Below are 16224 nucleotides of genomic sequence, written 5' to 3'. Positions count from 1 at the left end.
GGGCGGCACACCGAGATTGACCTTCATGAGCCACGGCCATCATCACCACCATGACGACCTCGAGCACGGCGCTGCGGACGTACCCGCGGCATTGGATCTGAGCGTCCCCGACAGCGAGCTGTCGCCCGCTGACGTCTCCCGGCGCGGCTTCCTGCGTGGCGCCGGCCTTCTGGGCGCGGGAGCGGCCGCGTCCGTGCTCGGCACGCCCAGCATGGCCTCCGCCTCGTCCGCGAAATCAGACGGCGGGCTGACCTGGTTGGCGGGCGATCACCACATCCACACGCAATACAGCTCGGACGCGCAGTACCGGGTGCTCGACCAGGCCCGGCACGGTCGCGCCTACGGCCTGGACTGGCTGGTGATCACCGACCACGGCAGCAACGCGCACGCCAAGATCGGCGTGGAGAAGGTCAATCCGGACATCCTGGTGACCCGCTCCGAGCTGCCCGACCTGCTGACCTTTCAGGGTCTGGAGTGGAACATCCCGGCCGCCGAGCACGCCACCGTGTTCGTGCATCCCGGCCGCAACGAGGTGTCCGTGCTCAAGCAGTTCGAGCAGACCTTCGACGGCTCGCAGCTGCCGCCGACGAACACCACCGAGCAGAACGAGGCGGCCGCGATCGCCGGCATCCAGTTCCTCGGTGAGCAGGTGCGTGCCCGCAAGGTGGCCGGCGCGCTCTTCCTGGCGAACCACCCGGCCCGGCGCGGCATCGACTCGCCGCACGAGATCCGCAACTGGCGCGACGCCGACCCGACCGTGGCGATCGGCATGGAGGGCGCGCCCGGACACCAGGCGGCCGGCATCCCGGCGCCGAACGGGCGCGGCGGCGCTCGCGGCTACTACGACAACAACCCGTCGGCGGCGTCGTTCCCCGGCTATCCGCCGGAGAGCTACCGCACCTGGGGCGGCTTCGACTGGATGACCGCGACGGTCGGCGGGCTGTGGGACAGCCTGCTCGCCGAGGGACGCGCCTGGTGGGTGACGGTCAACTCGGACAGTCATGTCAACTACCTCGACCAGTCGGACCGCGGGCCGGGCAGTGACTTCGAGCTCAACGGCAGGTACAACGACCCGGTCTACACCGGCACGGTCAACACCGGCGCCGGCGACTTCTGGCCCGGCCTCTACGGGCGCACCAACGTGGGGGCGCGGAACCGGTCGTACCAGGGGGTGATGGACGGGCTGCGCGACGGCCGGGTGTGGGTGGACCACGGCCGGTTGATCAAGAACCTGGACATGCGGGTACGGTCCGGCGGCGGTTCCGGGGTGCCGATCGGTGGCGTGTTGCGCGTCAACCGCGGCGCCACCACCGAGCTGCTGCTCGACATCGACCTGCAGGACGTGCCGAACTGGCGGCAGTTCGTGCCGGTGCTCTCCCGGGTCGACCTGATCGTCGGGACGGTCACCGGTCCGGTCGCCTCGCGCGATGCGTTCACCGCGCCGGACACCCGGGTGGTCAAGTCCTTCGAGATCGCGCCGGGGACCGGCCGGGTCTCGTTGCGGTATGCCTTCCCGCGGCTGGACAAGCCGTTCTACCTGCGGGTTCGCGGGACTGACGGGCGGCGTACGCAGCCCGGGCTGATGGGCGCCGCGATCGACCCGGCCGGCCCGGCGCTGGACGCCATCGGCAACGCCGACCCGTGGAACGACCTGTGGTTCTACACCAACCCGATCTGGGTCCTGCCCCGGTGACGTTCTTCGCCGACGTGGCCGCCGCCGAGCACTGGATCCACTCGCTGGATCCGGTGCCGGCTTTGGCTGGGACCGTGTTCTCTCTTGGCGAGGTCGCCGTCGTTCTGCAGGCGACGCCGGGCGCGCGGGCGGTCCGGTTTCCCGGCGTCAACGAGCTGGCCGGCACTCTGCCGGTCGCCGAGGTGCTCGCCCGTTCGGCGATCACCCGGGTCGAGGTGCTGGGCGGCACGGTCGCTCCGGCCGGGGCAATCCTGGACACTCAGGACTTCGTCCGTCCGGTGTGGAGGGACGACGAGCTGGTGTTGATCACGATGCCCGCGTGCGGCGACGTGCTGGTCCCGTTCGAGACCCGCAACCCGACCCCCTGCTGCGCCGCACATTGAACACCCCTTTTCGATACGGTGACCTCATGGTCTCCGTGTTCTTCGTCGACGCCGGCACCGGCGAGACCTTCGCCCGCAGCGAGATGCCGGCCGGCCAGTTGCCGGAGAGCTTCGCCACGGCGACCACCCTGCAGATCGGCGGTGAGTCGTGGCAGGTCGAGCGGGCCGAGCCGGCGAGTGCCGCGGAGTTCGTCGAGGCCGGGAAACTCGTGCTGACCCTGCGCAAGCTCGACCTGATGCCGCCCGGCGACATCCTCTACTCGCTGCCGACCATCACCGACCGGCTGCCGCCGACCGGTCCGGGCCGGTCCGCCGGACCGTCGCTCGACCTGCACGAGGACGACTGGCGGCAGGTAGAGCTCGTCTCCCGGTCGCTGACCGATCAGGTGGAGGCGGAGTTCGCGCAGGTCCGCGCCGTCTTCGAGGAGCACGCCGAGCGCGACGCGGACGGCCGGGTGGCCGGCTTCCGCCAGATCCACCTGCGTGCGATCGACTCGTTGACCACGCCGGTGCCGTGGCCCGGGCGCGACGCCGGCGAGGTGCGGCTGGGCGGGGCGCCGGTGGCCGGATCGTTCGCGCACAACCTGGGCGCCGCGTGGTGTTACGGCGTGGCCGGGCCGGCCGGGGCGACCACGATCGGTTTCCACCCGCACGCCGCGCCGGTCGCCGACTCGCTGCGGCCGCTGCTGGCCGAGCACGACCTGATCCTGGTCGACTGGGCCCACCGCACGATCGTCAGCCCTTTCGCGGGGTGACCGTGCGGCGCGTGATTCGCCAGCCTTCGGGCCGGCGCTCGACCGTGTCGGCATAGGTGACGCTGCCGACCGTCCCGTCGGCGTTCACGCCGAAGCCTTTGGAGAGCGCGTGCACCGTCGTCTCACCAGCGGGCGTCAGCACGATGTTGGTCACGTGGTGGGCGACCGGGTTGCGATCGCCCAGGGCGAGGGCCGCCTCGCGGATGGCGGCCAGGCCGGCCAGCACGCCACCACCGAGCGCGGTCACGTCATAGGTCACGTCCTCGGTGAAGAGCGCGGCCAGCCCGGCGAAGTCACCGCGGTCGGTCAGATGCCCGTGCAGATTGATCACATCGGTGATGGCGGTCCGGTCCTCGGTGCTCAAAGCCATTCCGGTACCGTAAGTGGGGATGTCCCCGGATAGCAAGCGCGCCGACGCCTCGCGCAACGCCGAGCGCCTCCTGGCCGCCGCCCGCGCGGTGATCGCGGAGAGCGGCAACGACATCGCCCTCGACCAGGTGGCCCGCCGTGCCGGCGTCGGCAACGCCACGCTCTATCGCCACTTCCCGACCCGCGCCGACCTGCTGGCCGCGGTCTACGCCGACGAGGTGGCCGCCCTGTGCCGCCGGGCCGCCGAGCTGGACCTCTTCGCCTGGCTGGACGAGTTCGTGGTGCACGTGGCCGCCAAGCGCCCGCTGGCACAGGCCGCCACCGAGGGCCCGGCCACCCGCCGCACTCCCCTGTTCGACGCCTGGCACGCGGCCATCAACGCCGCGGCCGACGACCTGGTCGCGCGAGCCCGGCCGGCCCTGCGCCCGGGTGTCACGACCGCGGACGTGCTGGCCCTGGCGACCGGCGTCGCGCTGGCCACCGACGAGGCCCACGCCCGGCGGCTGGTCGCGCTCCTCCGCACCGGCCTGACCGATCGGTGAGCCCTCAGGACGCCTCGCGGTCGGGACCCTTGCCGGCAAAAGCCGGTGTGTCCCGGCGCAGCGCGCTGAGGAGCGATCCGAAGAATCCGGCCGGGCTGCGCCGAGGGCGTGCCTGAAAGGCGGCGGTGTCCCGCCGCAATGCGCGGATCAGCTGACCGCCGAAGCCCTCGTCGCGTTGCATGACCAACAGCTAACGGCGGCGCGGTTGCCGATCCCGGTGCCAAATGGTTGCGCGCAGGTTGTCCCCGCTGACGGGTCGGTGACCTCGGGCACATTCGATGCCGCTTACGACGCTACGGGCGCTCGGGTGCAGTTCGGTTGCAAAGCCGGTGCTGTCCGTTTTGCGTGGTTACCTTGAGTCATGAATCCGTGGGTGGCCGCGCTCTGCGGTGCGCTTGGCGGCGTCATTTTGGAGCTCTTGGAGATTCACAGTGCGATACGAAGGACGGGTGGTCTGCCGTGGCGACAACCGGGCGAACCGACCGGGACGGTCTTTCTCTCTTCGGTGGTGATCAGGGTTCTCACCGGCGGAGTCTTCGCGTGTCTCTCCGCTGCGAGCGGTGAGATCTGCAACGAGCTGGCGGCATTCTTCGCGGGCATCGCGGCGCCCGTGCTGATCATGGAAAAGATCCCGGCACTCCTCAGGAGAACAGATGACGCTCGCGGATGATTCCAGGAAGTCCGCGCTCCGGTCGTTCCTGAGCGCACTCGGTGCGGCGCTGCGCCGCGACACGCCGGCGTTCCGAGGAGAGTCCACGAAGACCGACGGCGCGGATGACACCGAGCGACCGGTTCTGCGGAACGCCGGCCTGGACAACGCCGACCTGCACGACGCCCGCCTGGCCCACGCCGATCTGCACGGCGCCGATCTGCGCAACGCCGATCTGGCGAATGCCAGCCTCGACGAGGCCGACTTGAGCGGCGCACACCTCGAGGGCGCCAATCTGATGCACGCCCGGATGGAGAACGTGAACCTCGCCGCGTCTCTGTACACCGATTCGACGCTGTTTCCGGCCGAGATCAAAGAGCAGATCGAGCACAGCTCGACCGAGGTGCGTCCCGGCCTCTATCGGGTGGGCAGGGATTTCGTCGCCCCCTGATCCACTGTCTCAGCGCGCCCGCCGGCGCTCGCGGAAGGCGGCGACCCGGGTGCGGGTCTGGCAGGTGGGTGAGCAGAACCGGCGGTGGCCCGCGGGCGAGGCGTCCACATAGACGTCGGCGCACTGCCGGTCGGCGCACACGCCCATTCGGTCCGGATGTGCGGCGAGGTGTTCCCGCAGGGCGAGCGCGGCGGACGCGATCAGGGCGTCGCCCGGATCCGGCACCGACCACCCGGCGCCGCCGTCCGGCGTCACCTCCGGCCGCACCGCGGTCTCGGCGAGCATCGCGGTGACCAGCCGGGCCCGCTCGGCGATGTCCTCGGCGGCGAAGACGGCGTGCAGCCGGTCGGCGACCGCGATGCTCTCGCCCGGATCGCCGCCCGGCGGCACGGTCCGGCCGCCCACCTCTCGCGGCAGCGTGCCCCAGCCGTTGACCAGCGCCACGAGTTCCGGCAGCTCAAGGGGGTGCATGCCGCCATCGTAACGCAATGAATGGGTTCTTCGCGTTGCGCAATCCGGATCCCGATCGTAACGTGACCAGCATGTCCAATGCGTTACAGGCCTCGAGACGCGCCTGGGCCGGGCTCGCGGTGCTGGCGCTGCCCTGCTTCCTGGTGTCGATGGACGGCAACGTGCTCAACCTCGCCGTCCCCGCGGTCGTCGCCGACCTGCACCCGAGCGGCGCCCAGCTGCTGTGGATCGTGGACGGTTACGTCTTCCTGGTGGCCGGATCGCTGCTCACGATGGGCGCGATCGGCGACCGGATCGGCCGGCGCCGGCTGCTGCTGATCGGGGTGACGCTGTTCTCCGCCGCGTCGCTGGCCGCCGCGTTCGCCGGCAGCGCGGCCCAGCTGATCGTGGCCCGGCTCCTGATGGGGCTGGCCGGCGCGTCGCTGATGCCGTCGACGCTGGCGCTGATCCGGGGCATGTTCGCCGACGACCGGCAGCGCACCACCGCGCTCGGGATCTGGACCGGCAGCTTCTCGCTCGGCGGACTGCTCGGACCGCTGATCGGCGGCGCGCTGCTCGAGCGGTTCTGGTGGGGTGCGGTCTTCCTGGTCGCGCCGCCGGTCACGCTGCTCCTGCTGGTGCTCGGGCCGCGGCTGCTGCCCGAGTTCCGTGATCCGGACGCCACCGGCTTCGACCTGGTCGGCGCCGTGCAGAGCCTGGTGGCGCTGCTCGCTGTGGTGTTCGGGATCAAGCGGGTCGCGGAGGGCGGCGGCCTGCTGGTGGCGGGTGCGGCGGTGCTGTTCGGGCTGGGGCTCGGCGCGGCGTTCGTACGCCGCCAGCGCCGCACCCCAACCCCTCTCGTCGACCCGGCGTCGTTCCGCGGCCGGCCGGTCCGGACCGGCCTGATCGGCGTCGGCCTGACGTTCTTCGCGCTCTACGGCACCCAGGTGGCCATCGCGCAATACCTGCAGTGGGCGCTCGGCCTGACCGCGCTGCGGGCCGGCCTGTGGACGGTCCCGTCCGTGCTCGCCTACCTGCTGAGCACCTCGCTCGCGCCGGTCCTCGCCGCTCGTTTCGCCAAGCTGCGGGTGATCCGCGCCGGGCTGGCCGTGGCGGCCACCGGCTGCGCCCTGTTCGCGCTGGTCGCGGTCGGTGCCGGTCTCGCGGCGGTGGTCGCCGGCACGGTCGTCTTCGGTCTCGGTTTCGGCCCGGTGCACACGCTCTCCACCGACCTGATCGTCACCGGCACCCGGTCCGAACGGGCCGGCGCGGCGGGCGCCGTCGCGGAGACCGGCGCCGAGCTGGGCGGCGGGCTGGGCATCGCGCTGCTGGGCGCGCTGGGCCTGATCGTGGGCCAGCGGTCCTTCGTCGCGATCGCCGTCGCCGCCTCCCTCACGGTCGTCGCCGCGCTGATCGCGATCACCCTGGTCAACCGGCCTCGAGCCGCCCGATGAGAAAGCGCCGCTCGGCATCGTTGTCGGTCAGCGCGAGCGCCTCCGCATAGGCCGCGGCGGCCTCCGCCGCCCGGCCCGACCCGCGCAGGAAGTCGGCCCGGGTCGCGCTCAGATACGGGTACGTGGCCAGCGCCGGATCGTCGAGCAGCGGAGCCAGCGCATCCAGCCCGGCCCGCGGACCGTCCCGGAAACCGATCGCCGCGGCGTGGTTGAGCCGCACCACCGGCGACGGCCACAGCCGCAGCAACAGCTCGTAGAGCGCGACGATCTCCGCCCAGTCGGTTGCCTCCCAGGACGGCGACTCGGCGTGCACGGCGGCGATCGCGGCCTGCAGCGAATACCGGGTCGGCGGCCGCCGGCGCAGCGCATCGGAAAGCAGCGCGGCGCCCTCGCCGATCAGCGCGGTGTCCCAGCGGCTGCGGTCCTGCTCGGCGAGCAGCAGCATCCGCCCGTCGTCCGAAACCCGGGTCGCCGACCGCGCGTCGATCAGCAGCATCAGTGCCAGCAGCGCACTCACCTCGGCGTCGGCCGGCATCAGCAGGTGCAGCAGCCGGCCCAGGTCGAGGGCGCTGTCGAGCAGATCGTGCCGCATCAGCCGGGGGCCGATCGGCGCGGTGTGCCCGGTCGTGAAGATCAGATGGACGACCTCGAGCACGGCCGCCACCCGCTCGGCGAGCTGATCGACGGCCGGCACTCGATAGGGGATCCGGGCCGCCGCGATCTTCTTCTTCGCGCGGGTGATCCGGGCCGCCATGGTCGGCTCGGACACCAGGAACGCCCGGGCCACCTCGGCAGTGGAGAGCCCGCACACCAGCCGCAGGGTGAGCGCGGTCTGCGCCTCCCGGGACAATGCCGGATGGCAGCACGTGAAGATCAGCCGGAGCCGGTCGTCGTCCAGCACGTCCTCCGGGCCCGGCATCGAGTCGTCGGTGACCAGCAACGGCATCCGCCGGCGAAACCCGGTCTGCCGGCGCAGCACGTCCCGAGCCTGGTTGCGGGCGACCTGGGTGAGCCAGGCGCCGGGCCGGGCCGGCACCCCGCTGCGCGGCCAGACCGTCAGCGCCTGCACGAACGCGTCCTGCGTGCACTCCTCGGCCAGGTCGAGGTCGCCGGTGACCTGCGCGGTGGTGGCGAGCACCTGGGCCCACTCGCGGCGGTGGGCCGACGCCACCGCCGCGGTGACCGTGTCGCTCACCCGTGATCGACCATCGGGCGGATCTCCACGGCGCTGTGCGCGGCGCGTACCTCGGGCAGCAGCGCGGCCAGCTCGAGCACCTCGTCGAGGTCGGCGGCCTCCAGCACGTAGTAGCCGCCGAGCGCCTCCTTGGTCTCCAGGAACGGCCCGTCGGTGGTGATCAGGCCCCCGTCGACGTCGGCGCGCAGCGTGGTCGCCGTCGGCGCGAACTCCAGCTCGCCACCGCCGATGATCCGGTCACCGGCGGCCTTGCTGAACGCCGCGTGCGCGGCATCGTGAGCGGTCCGCTCGTCCGGCGTCATCGCCTCCCATTGCTGATCGTCGCCATAGATGAGCAGGGTGTACTTCGCCATGTCCCTAACCTTCCCGCAGTCGGTTCCACTTTCACTGCACCGACGTCCCACCGACCCCCGAATTCGACAAGCGCAACCAGAAAGCTCAGCGCGACACCCCGACGGACAGCCGCTCAAGACCCGCGCCCGGCTCCCACAGCCTGCCTGAAGCGCGCCGTCGTCGACGAAACCGCCTTGTCCACAGCCAAGCCGACCGGCGTCGAAATCTGTCACACCCCAGCCCTACATTGATGCCCACCCAGTGCCGGGGTGGCGGCGGCGGGGCGGCGAGAGCAACGGCGGCGCAAACGACAGCGGACCGCAACAGCAGCGCGAGCGACAGCGGGCCGCAACGGCGGCGACGGCCCGGGTTCGAGCGAGGCGATCGGCCCGGCCGGTCGCGCGCAGCGCGAAGGAGAGTGGGCACTCACTCAGCCGGCAGGGAGCGCAGCGACCGGTGTCGGCGGGAGCAGCGACCTGCACCCACCACCCACCTGCGACCTGATCTGCTGTTTCGGAATGACCGCAACCGGCCACGGATCGCCCCGTCGGCGCCGAGCGTCCACACTGGAACGCGATGGTTGACGCACATGAGGAACGACGCAGCGCGGTCGCGGCCGTGCTGGCCCGGGCGCTTCCCCGGGCTGCCGCCGACGTCCCGCTGGCGATGGCGCGTGAGATCCTCGCCGTGCTGCCCGATCTGCATTTGCTCGACCAGGCGCGGCAGGCGGGCGCCGCGATCGAGCAGACGCTCGAACGGATCCACGCCGAGCTCGACCGGCGGCCCTGGGAGGTGGAGCTGCCCCCGCCGGGCACCACGCTGCGGGAGGCGGTGGCGGCCGAGGCGGAAGCGTTGCGGCGGAGCACCGCGGCCATGTCCGGTGCTTACGCGATGGGCTTCGGCGCCGGGCGCGACGCCTTCGTCCGCGCGCTGCAGGCCCGGGCCACCATGGCCGGCCACGACCGGCGGCCCGGTCTCGCCGATGGCCCGGCTGATCCGGTGACGCCGGACGATCGGCCGCACAACGCCCGGCTCGCGATCACCCAGCGCATCGCCGCCCAGCACGACGACCCGGCCGATCGCACGCAGCGCCGGCGCGTGCTGGTGGCGAACGAGCTCATCCGATTCGAGTTCGACACCGGCGTGCGATCGACCGAGGCCGCGACCCACACGGCGGACCTGGTGCTCGCCGCACTGCCGGAGATCGACGCGCTGGCGGCGGCGGCCGACACGCTGCGCGGCCAGGAGGCCGAACTGCTCGCCGGGTGGCAGCGGCTGGCCGCCGTGCAGGCCGAGGCCGGGCTCACCGAGGCCGAGAAGCGCTGGCGCAACGCGTTCGCCGGCGAACTGAGCCTGCAGGCCGCGTCGGTCACCGCGAACTCCGGGATGGCGGACAGCTTCACGATCGGCTACAACCTGGCGAGCAACGGCCTGGCCCGCAAGGTGCGGGCCCGCGCGGACGAGATCCGGTGCCTGCTGATCTCCGGATGACAGCGCGCACGACCCTACGATGGGCGGCATGCTGGTTGCGTTCTCAGTCACGCCGATCGGGGCGGGCGAATCGGTCGGTGACGCGGTCGCCGAGGCGGTGCGGGTGGTGCGCGCCTCCGGGCTCCCCAACCGCACCGATGCCATGTTCACCACCATCGAGGGCGAGTGGGACGAGGTGATGGCCGTCGTCAAACAGGCGGTCGACGTGCTCAACGAGAAGGCGCCGCGGGTCAGCCTGGTGCTGAAGGCCGACATCCGGGCCGGCGTGACCGGTGCGCTGGAGAGCAAGGTCGCGCACGTGGAGCGGCGGCTGGCGGAGTAGTGCGCACCCTGGTCATGTGGGACATCGACTACACGCTGCTGCGCGGCGGCGGGCTGGCGCTGCGGGCCTGGCGGACGGCGTTCGCCGAGGTGACCGGGGTGGCGTGGCACACCACGCCGCACTACGGCGGGCGCACCGACCTGGATCTGTGCGCCGAGGTGTTCAGCACGCACGGTGTCACGGACTGCACGCCGGAGATGTTCTTCGCGCGCTATGTCGAGGAGGTGCTGGCCGATCAGCATCTCTTCGCCGAGCAGGGCGCGCTGATGCCCGGCGTGCGCGCGGTGCTGGCCGAGCTGAGCGCCGACGACACCGTGGTGCAGACGCTGGTCACCGGCAACCATCCGGCGGTGGCCGCGGCCAAGGTCGGCGCGTTCGGGCTCACCGACGTGTTCGACGTGGAGGTCGGCGGCTATGGCACCGACGACGCCGTGCGGGCCACCCTGGTGCGCCGGTCCGCCGAGCGCGCCGCCCGGAAATATGGCGAGGACTTCCGCGCCGTGGTGATCGGCGACACCGCGAACGACGTGGCGGCCGCGCTGGCCAACGACGCCGTCGCGGTGGGCGTGGCGACCGGCGGGGTGAGCGCAGACGAGCTGCGCGAGGCCGGCGCCCACGTCGTGCTGGACGATCTGTCCGATGTGGCCGCCGCGCTGCGGGCGATCAGGGCTTGACCGGGTTGGGGACCGCGCCCCCGAACCGCCGGTCGCGACTGGCGAAGAGCTCGCACGCATACCAGAGGTGACGCCGGTCGAAGTCGGGCCACAGCGTGTCGAGGAAGACCAGCTCGGCATAGGCCGACTGCCAGAGCAGGAAGTTCGACGTGCGCTGCTCCCCGGACGGCCGCAGGAACAGATCCACCGCCGGCACCTCGGGGTGATAGAGGTATTTCGCGATCGTCTTCTCGTTGATCCGGTCGGCCTTGAGCCGGCCGGCCACCACGTCACGCGCGATCGCGGCGGTCGCGTCGGCGATCTCCGCCTGCCCGCCGTAGTTGACGCAGAACTGCAGGGTCAGCTTGGAGTTGCCGCGGGACATCTCCTCGGCGGTCTGCAGCTCGCTGATCACGCTCTTCCACAGCCGCCCGGCCCGGCCCGACCAGACCACCCGGACGCCCAGGTCGACCAGCTGGTCGCGGCGCCGCCGGATGACGTCGCGGTTGAAGCCCATCAGGAAGCGCACCTCTTCGGGCGAGCGTTTCCAATTCTCCGTCGAGAACGCATATGCCGACAGATAGGGAATGCCCAGCTCGATCGCGCCCTCGATGGTGTCGAAGAGCGAATGCTCACCCTGCTCGTGGCCCTTGGTGCGGGACAGCCCGCGCTCCTTGGCCCAGCGCCCGTTGCCGTCCATGACCAGCGCGACGTGCTTGGGCAGCGCGTCACGCGGGATCTGCGGTGGTGTGACACCGGAGATGTGCGGGGTGGGCGGACGTGGGCTCACGGACTCTCCCGTCGATCGACCAGCGGCAGCGAGCGCAGCGCCCGCTCCATGTGCCATTGCAGATGCGCCGCCACCAGGCCGCTGCACTCGCGGCGGACCGGCGGCTCGGCGGCGTCGGCGACCGGCCAGTCGCCGGCGGTGAGGGCGGCCATCAGGCCGATGGTGGCCGGCGCGGGATGCGCGGCGCCGGGCGGGCGGCAGTCGGGGCAGACCGACCCGCCCGCCGGCACCGAGAACGCGCCGTGCTGCCCGGGATCGCCGCAGACCGCGCACTCGGTCAGCGCGGGCGCCCAGCCGGCGGTGCCCATCGCGCGCAACAGATAGGCGTCGAGCACCAGCGGGCCGGCGTGCTCACCGGCGGCCAGCGCCTTGAGCGCGCCCAGGGTGAGCTGGAACATGCGCAGCGACGGCTCACGCTCGATCGGGGTGAGCCGCTCGGCGGTCTCGGCGATCGCGCAGGCCGCCGTGTATCGCGGGTAGTCGGCCAGGACCTGCTTGCCATAGAGCGCCACCGCCTCGACCTGGCTCACCGAGTGCAGCGAACTGCCCACCCCCTCGGGCGAACCGGCGAGCTGCAGGTCGACGTGGCCGAACGGCTCGAGCCGGGCGCCGAACCGGGACATGGTGCGGCGCACTCCCCGGGCGACCGCGCGGAGCCGCCCGTGCCGCCGGGTGAGCAGCGTGATGATCCGGTCGCTCTCGCCGAGTTTCTGCACGCGCAGAACCACCGCGTCGTCGCGGTAGAGCTGGCGTCGATATCCTCCGGCGGGCACCCGGTCATTCTGCATGGTCGGTACGACAAACCCTGAGGAGTCTCAGGGTGTTTTCGGGGGCGGGTGGGTGATGGGACCGATGGCGTCCGCGGAGGCGCAGGTCATAGCGTCTACGGCATGACCCGCAGAGTGCTCGCCGTCACCCTGATCGCCGCTGCTGCCGCCACCACGCTCGCCGGGTGCGGCGGGGTCGGCGCCCGGCTCACCTTCAGCGACGTGGAAAAGGTGAAGGTCACCGAGATCGTGGTGACCGGCGACAGCGGCGACGTGCTGGTCCGGACCGCGGCGATCGCGGAGACCCGGATCAACCGGGTCATCCACCGCAGCACCGACCCGGACCCGTCCTATCAGCTGGCCGGCACCGTGCTGACCATCGACACGCACTGCGGGCCGGACTGCACGGCGTCCTACGACATCACCGCGCCGGAGGGCGTGCTGGTGCGCGGCGAGCTGCAATCGGGGGACATCGGCCTGACCGGCGTCCGCTCCGCCGACATCACCCTCACCTCCGGCAACGTCGCGGTGCGCGGCGCCACCGGAGACGTCGCGGTGCACGCCACCTCCGGCGACGTCGACGTGCTCAACGCGGCCGGCAAGGTCACTGTGGAGTCCACCTCCGGCGACATCCGCGCGATCAACGTCGCCGGGCCGGTCGACGCGCAGGTGAGCTCGGGCGACGTGGAGATCAAGCTCAGCGCGCCGGCCTCGGTGAAGGCCGCCGCCTCCAGTGGCGACGTCAACGTGCTGGTGCCCGCTGGCAGCTACAACGTCACCGTCGACGCGGACTCGGGCGAGCAGACGATGGCCGGCGTGACGCCGGACGCCGGGTCGAAGTTCGTGCTGGATCTCACCGCGGACAGCGGCGATGTCACGGTCGCCGCGGTCCCGGCGGCATGATCGGTGAATGACCGCGTTCTATCAGCCGCTGGGTGACAACCGCTTCGAGCCGACCGGATCGACCGAGAGCCCGTGGGACTCGCGGATGCAGCACGGCGGGCCACCGGCCGCGCTGCTCGGGCACCTGATGGCCCCGGGTGGCGACCTGCGTCTGGCCCGGATCTCGGTGGACTTCCTCGGCCCGATCCCGCGCAAGCCGTTGTCGGTGGAGGTCGCGCCGGTCAAGCCGGGCCGGCTCACCGCGCTGATCGAGGCCCGGATGCTGATCGACGGCAAGACCGCGGTGGTGGCCCGGGGCTGGCATCTCGCGGCCGGGCCGAAGCCGCCGGTGGTCACCAGCTATGCGCCCGTCCCGGAGATCGGCGGCTCGACGGCGCCGTTGATGAGCGGGTGGGGATACGGCGAGTCGATCGAGTGGCGCTTCCAGGACGATCGCACCCCGGGATATGCGAACGTGTGGACCCGGGTGAAGCACCCGCTGATCGAGGGCGAGGACCTCACCGGGCAGGCGCGGGCACTGATCGTGGCGGACTCGGCCAACGGCGTGTCCGCGGCGCTGCCGATGAACGAGTGGCTCTCCATCCCGCCGGGCATGACCACCACCCTGCTGCGCCCGGCCGACGGCGAGTGGGTCCAGCTGGAATGCCGCAGCGAGCTGACGGACGACGGCCTGGGCCTGTGCAGCGGCACCCTCGCCGACCCGGCCGGCAAGATCGGCGAGGTCAGCCAGCCACTGCTGGTGCGGGAGCGCTGACCTCCTGCTCGTCGGCCGGCGCCCGCTCCCGGCGGGACAGCCAGACGAACGGCATCGCCAGCGCGGCCAGCAGTGCGGAGAGCCCGAAGGACACCGGGTAACCCCACGCGTCCGCGGACCGGCCCAGCAGCGGCTGGGCCGCCGCGCCACCGGCCGACGCCATCAGCGAGTCGAAGGAGAGCAGGGTGGCCCGCTGCTGGGACGGGATCATCCCGTTCAGATAGGCCTGCCGCACCGGCATCTCCGCGGTGCTCGCCAGTCCCCAGATCACGATGAACACCAGCACCAGCCAGAAGCTGGGGACGGCGGCGATCAGCACCACGGCGACCACGGTGATGCCGGTCATCGTGAGGATCATGCCGGTGCGCCGCCGGAACAGGTGGCGCACCCGGCCACCGAGCAGGCCGCCACCGATCTGGGAGGCGGCCAGCAGGGCGGCGGACAGACCGGCCACCCAATAGGCCCGGTCGTCGCCCCAGAGGTCGAGCAGATGCGGCTGCAGCGCATAGCCCACATAGATCCCCACGCCACCGGTGGCCAGCCCGGCCACCATCAGCCAGCGCACCGGGCGGACCCGCAGGCCGTACCGCACCGAGTCACGGGTGATCTTGCGCATCTCGGCGAGCGCGCCGTGCCCCCGCTCGGGCGTGAAACCCAGGTCGCGCATCAGCATCGCGGCCACCACGAACATCACCACCAGCACCGCGGCGCGCAGCAGGTAGGGCGCGCCCAGGCCGAGCCACTGGGCCAGGAACCCGCCGCCGGCCGAGCCGATCAGCATGCCCGCGCCCATGAAGACCTGACCGCGGGCGAACACCGGGTCGAGCGGGCTGTCGTCGCCGGTGGCGTGCAGGGCGTCGACCAGCCACGCCTCGACCGCGCCGGAGAAGAACGTGAAGCCGAGCCCGATCAGCAGCGACGACACCGCCCACGCCCAGAACGGGCCCTGCACCGACCAGAGCCACACGTAGAACACCGTGGTCACGGCCAGCGTGACCGTGCCGAGAAGATAGGAAGCCCGGCGCCCCCAGGAGTCGGCGACGATGCCGGTCGGCACCTCGAAGAGCACCATGCCGGCGGAGAAGAGCGCGTTAGCGGCGAACGCCTCGAAGTTGGACAGGCCGGCGTCGAGCAGAAAGATCGTGTTGACGCCCCAGATGAGCGACGCGGCCAGGGTGTTGCCGAAGCCGAGCACGTAGTACGTGCGCCGGACCTGGGCGGACGTGGACGTCATGCCGACCATCTTGACTCGCGGGTACGACATTCGCCGGGACCAGCACGGGCTTGCGCCCACCGGCCAGATCCTCGACCCAGCCCACCGCCAGCACCACGAGACCCAGCATCGCGAGCACCACGACGAGCCGCCAGCCGACGCCCACGCCGCCGCGCACCGGCCAGCCCGCCGCCTCACCGGCGTGCGTGATCGCCACGATGATCGGCACGTGCCACAGATAGATCGTCAGTGCCCGCGCGTTCAGCGCGGTGATCACCCGGCGGGGCTGGATCACCGGCGAGAACCGCAGCAGCACCAGCATGAACGCCAGCGACCAGAGGGCGTTGCCGAGCGGCACGTCGTTGAGGTCGAAGCCGCGCGGTCCGGGATGGGTCACCACCCACGCCACCGCGGCCAGCGCGACCGCCGCCGCTGCCCAGAGCAGCTTGCGGGCGCGGAGCAGCCCGTCGTGGTGGGCGAAGCCGATCAGCCAGGCGCCGCCGTAGAGCGCCATGTCCCGCACGATCGGGTGCGGGGTCAGCCCGGCGAACGTGATGACCGCCAGCGCGACATAGGGCGTCGCGATGGTGAGCAGCGGAAACTTCCGGAAGATCGGCAACAGCACCGGCGACAGCAGCACGAACCACAGGAAGTCACGCAGGTACCACATGGCGCTCAGCGCCTCGGTCCACACGCCGCCGGCCGGCGGGTCCTGCAGTGGGAAGAACCACAGCAGCAGCCGCGGGTCCCAGGCCAGCCCGTCGAGCATCATGGCCGGCACCGCCACCGCGGAAAGCACCCAGACCGACGGCAGCAACCGGCGCATCCGGCTCTCCACCGCGATCGGCCCGGACCGGTCGAGCGATGCCGCCATCATCGAGCCGGCCAGCGCGAACATCACCGACATCGCCGGGAACACGATGGTCAGCAGCGGCCAGCCGGTCACGTGATAGAGCACCACCCGGCCGACCGCGGCAGCACGCAGCAGGTCCAGGTACCGGTTTCGCATGACTCCACCAGTACCCATCCGGGGGGCCGCGATCAAACCAGCGTGACA

Annotated in this window: 21 protein-coding genes; 12 read left to right on the top strand and 9 right to left on the bottom strand. The window is 71.8% G+C overall.

The genetic code is table 11. The annotated features are described in order from the left end of the window. Positions 1-25: 25 nt before the first annotated feature. From ACZ6TI_RS31270 to ACZ6TI_RS31260, 3 genes are read left to right on the top strand one after another with little or no spacing between them, the layout of a single operon-like run. Positions 26-1693, top strand: coding sequence for a histidinol-phosphatase (locus ACZ6TI_RS31270; protein ID WP_465348769.1), 1668 nt, complete (start codon positions 26-28; stop codon positions 1691-1693). Further along, positions 1690-2076, top strand: a complete 387-nt coding sequence (locus tag ACZ6TI_RS31265; protein WP_465348768.1) for a hypothetical protein — start codon at positions 1690-1692, stop codon at positions 2074-2076. The genes ACZ6TI_RS31270 and ACZ6TI_RS31265 overlap by 4 nt, the downstream gene beginning before the upstream one ends. Before the next feature lie 26 nt (positions 2077-2102). Further along, entirely contained in the window at positions 2103-2831 is a 729-nt protein-coding gene (locus tag ACZ6TI_RS31260; protein WP_465348767.1) for a hypothetical protein, read from the top strand. Here ACZ6TI_RS31260 and ACZ6TI_RS31255 read toward each other — a convergent pair. Then, entirely contained in the window at positions 2812-3201 is a 390-nt protein-coding gene (locus tag ACZ6TI_RS31255) for a nuclear transport factor 2 family protein (RefSeq protein WP_465348766.1), read from the bottom strand. The genes ACZ6TI_RS31260 and ACZ6TI_RS31255 overlap by 20 nt on opposite strands. 19 nt (positions 3202-3220) lie before the next feature. Here ACZ6TI_RS31255 and ACZ6TI_RS31250 point away from each other — a divergent pair, with 19 nt between their 5' ends. Then, positions 3221-3742, top strand: coding sequence for a TetR/AcrR family transcriptional regulator (locus tag ACZ6TI_RS31250; protein ID WP_465348765.1), 522 nt, complete (start codon positions 3221-3223; stop codon positions 3740-3742). Between the two features lie 4 nt (positions 3743-3746). Here ACZ6TI_RS31250 and ACZ6TI_RS31245 read toward each other — a convergent pair whose 3' ends face one another. Beyond that, entirely contained in the window at positions 3747-3923 is a 177-nt protein-coding gene (locus ACZ6TI_RS31245) for a hypothetical protein (protein ID WP_465348764.1), read from the bottom strand. A 180-nt stretch (positions 3924-4103) separates the two neighbouring features. Here ACZ6TI_RS31245 and ACZ6TI_RS31240 point away from each other — a divergent pair, with 180 nt between their 5' ends. Both ACZ6TI_RS31240 and ACZ6TI_RS31235 read left to right on the top strand, forming a co-directional pair. Continuing rightward, positions 4104-4412 carry a hypothetical protein gene (locus ACZ6TI_RS31240; protein WP_465348763.1) on the top strand — a complete coding sequence of 103 codons (309 nt, stop codon included), beginning with the start codon at positions 4104-4106 and terminating at the stop codon, positions 4410-4412. After that, positions 4396-4842, top strand: coding sequence for a pentapeptide repeat-containing protein (locus tag ACZ6TI_RS31235; RefSeq protein ID WP_465348762.1), 447 nt, complete (start codon positions 4396-4398; stop codon positions 4840-4842). Before ACZ6TI_RS31240 ends, ACZ6TI_RS31235 begins: the two co-directional genes overlap by 17 nt. Before the next feature lie 9 nt (positions 4843-4851). On the opposite strand, the gene ACZ6TI_RS31230 is transcribed toward ACZ6TI_RS31235, so the two are convergent. Next, positions 4852-5313: a CGNR zinc finger domain-containing protein gene (locus tag ACZ6TI_RS31230; protein ID WP_465348761.1), complete on the bottom strand. Its 462-nt coding sequence runs from the start codon at positions 5311-5313 to the stop codon at positions 4852-4854. Positions 5314-5384: 71 nt separating this feature from the next. On the opposite strand from ACZ6TI_RS31230, the gene ACZ6TI_RS31225 reads away from it, so the two are divergent. After that, positions 5385-6746 carry an MFS transporter gene (locus ACZ6TI_RS31225; RefSeq protein ID WP_465348760.1) on the top strand — a complete coding sequence of 454 codons (1362 nt, stop codon included), beginning with the start codon at positions 5385-5387 and terminating at the stop codon, positions 6744-6746. On the opposite strand, the gene ACZ6TI_RS31220 is transcribed toward ACZ6TI_RS31225, so the two are convergent. Both ACZ6TI_RS31220 and ACZ6TI_RS31215 read right to left on the bottom strand, forming a co-directional pair. Continuing rightward, on the bottom strand, positions 6721-7941 hold the full coding sequence (locus ACZ6TI_RS31220; RefSeq protein ID WP_465348759.1) for an RNA polymerase sigma factor: 1221 nt from the start codon (positions 7939-7941) through the stop codon (positions 6721-6723). The genes ACZ6TI_RS31225 and ACZ6TI_RS31220 overlap by 26 nt on opposite strands. Further along, positions 7938-8294 carry a YciI family protein gene (locus tag ACZ6TI_RS31215; protein ID WP_465348758.1) on the bottom strand — a complete coding sequence of 119 codons (357 nt, stop codon included), beginning with the start codon at positions 8292-8294 and terminating at the stop codon, positions 7938-7940. Before ACZ6TI_RS31215 ends, ACZ6TI_RS31220 begins: the two co-directional genes overlap by 4 nt. Before the next feature lie 556 nt (positions 8295-8850). On the opposite strand from ACZ6TI_RS31215, the gene ACZ6TI_RS31210 reads away from it, so the two are divergent. Genes ACZ6TI_RS31210 through ACZ6TI_RS31200 form a run of 3 tightly spaced genes read left to right on the top strand, consistent with a single transcriptional unit; the run spans position 8851 to position 10761 of the window. Further along, on the top strand, positions 8851-9765 hold the full coding sequence (locus ACZ6TI_RS31210; protein WP_465348757.1) for a hypothetical protein: 915 nt from the start codon (positions 8851-8853) through the stop codon (positions 9763-9765). A gap of 28 nt (positions 9766-9793) precedes the next feature. Continuing rightward, entirely contained in the window at positions 9794-10087 is a 294-nt protein-coding gene (locus ACZ6TI_RS31205) for an MTH1187 family thiamine-binding protein (protein WP_465348756.1), read from the top strand. Further along, positions 10087-10761: an HAD family hydrolase gene (locus ACZ6TI_RS31200; RefSeq protein WP_465348755.1), complete on the top strand. Its 675-nt coding sequence runs from the start codon at positions 10087-10089 to the stop codon at positions 10759-10761. Before ACZ6TI_RS31205 ends, ACZ6TI_RS31200 begins: the two co-directional genes overlap by 1 nt. Here ACZ6TI_RS31200 and ACZ6TI_RS31195 read toward each other — a convergent pair. Together ACZ6TI_RS31195 and recO are read right to left on the bottom strand one after the other, a co-directional pair. After that, a complete protein-coding gene (locus tag ACZ6TI_RS31195; protein ID WP_465348754.1) occupies positions 10751-11530 on the bottom strand; it encodes an isoprenyl transferase in 780 nt (259 codons plus the stop codon). The genes ACZ6TI_RS31200 and ACZ6TI_RS31195 overlap by 11 nt on opposite strands. Next, entirely contained in the window at positions 11527-12303 is a 777-nt protein-coding gene (gene recO / locus ACZ6TI_RS31190) for a DNA repair protein RecO (RefSeq protein WP_465348753.1), read from the bottom strand. Before recO ends, ACZ6TI_RS31195 begins: the two co-directional genes overlap by 4 nt. A 117-nt stretch (positions 12304-12420) precedes the next feature. On the opposite strand from recO, the gene ACZ6TI_RS31185 reads away from it, so the two are divergent. Both ACZ6TI_RS31185 and ACZ6TI_RS31180 read left to right on the top strand, forming a co-directional pair. Then, the gene (locus tag ACZ6TI_RS31185; RefSeq protein WP_465348752.1) at positions 12421-13200 is read left to right on the top strand and encodes a DUF4097 family beta strand repeat-containing protein; all 780 of its coding nucleotides are present in this window, start codon (positions 12421-12423) and stop codon (positions 13198-13200) included. A gap of 7 nt (positions 13201-13207) precedes the next feature. Continuing rightward, complete coding sequence (locus tag ACZ6TI_RS31180; protein ID WP_465348751.1) at positions 13208-13954, top strand: thioesterase family protein; 747 nt, start codon at positions 13208-13210, stop codon at positions 13952-13954. Here the strand turns inward: ACZ6TI_RS31180 and ACZ6TI_RS31175 are convergent. Together ACZ6TI_RS31175 and ACZ6TI_RS31170 are read right to left on the bottom strand one after the other, a co-directional pair. Further along, a complete protein-coding gene (locus ACZ6TI_RS31175; RefSeq protein ID WP_465348950.1) occupies positions 13923-15149 on the bottom strand; it encodes an MFS transporter in 1227 nt (408 codons plus the stop codon). The two genes, ACZ6TI_RS31180 and ACZ6TI_RS31175, sit on opposite strands and share 32 nt — an antisense overlap. Then, on the bottom strand, positions 15046-16176 hold the full coding sequence (locus ACZ6TI_RS31170; protein ID WP_465348750.1) for an acyltransferase family protein: 1131 nt from the start codon (positions 16174-16176) through the stop codon (positions 15046-15048). Before ACZ6TI_RS31170 ends, ACZ6TI_RS31175 begins: the two co-directional genes overlap by 104 nt. Between the last annotated feature and the right edge of the window lie 48 nt (positions 16177-16224).

The organism is Actinoplanes sp. NPDC051388, from assembly GCF_055586225.1.
The sequence above is the reverse complement of the archived record's forward strand: the minus strand, read 5'-3'. Positions and strand labels throughout refer to the sequence as shown.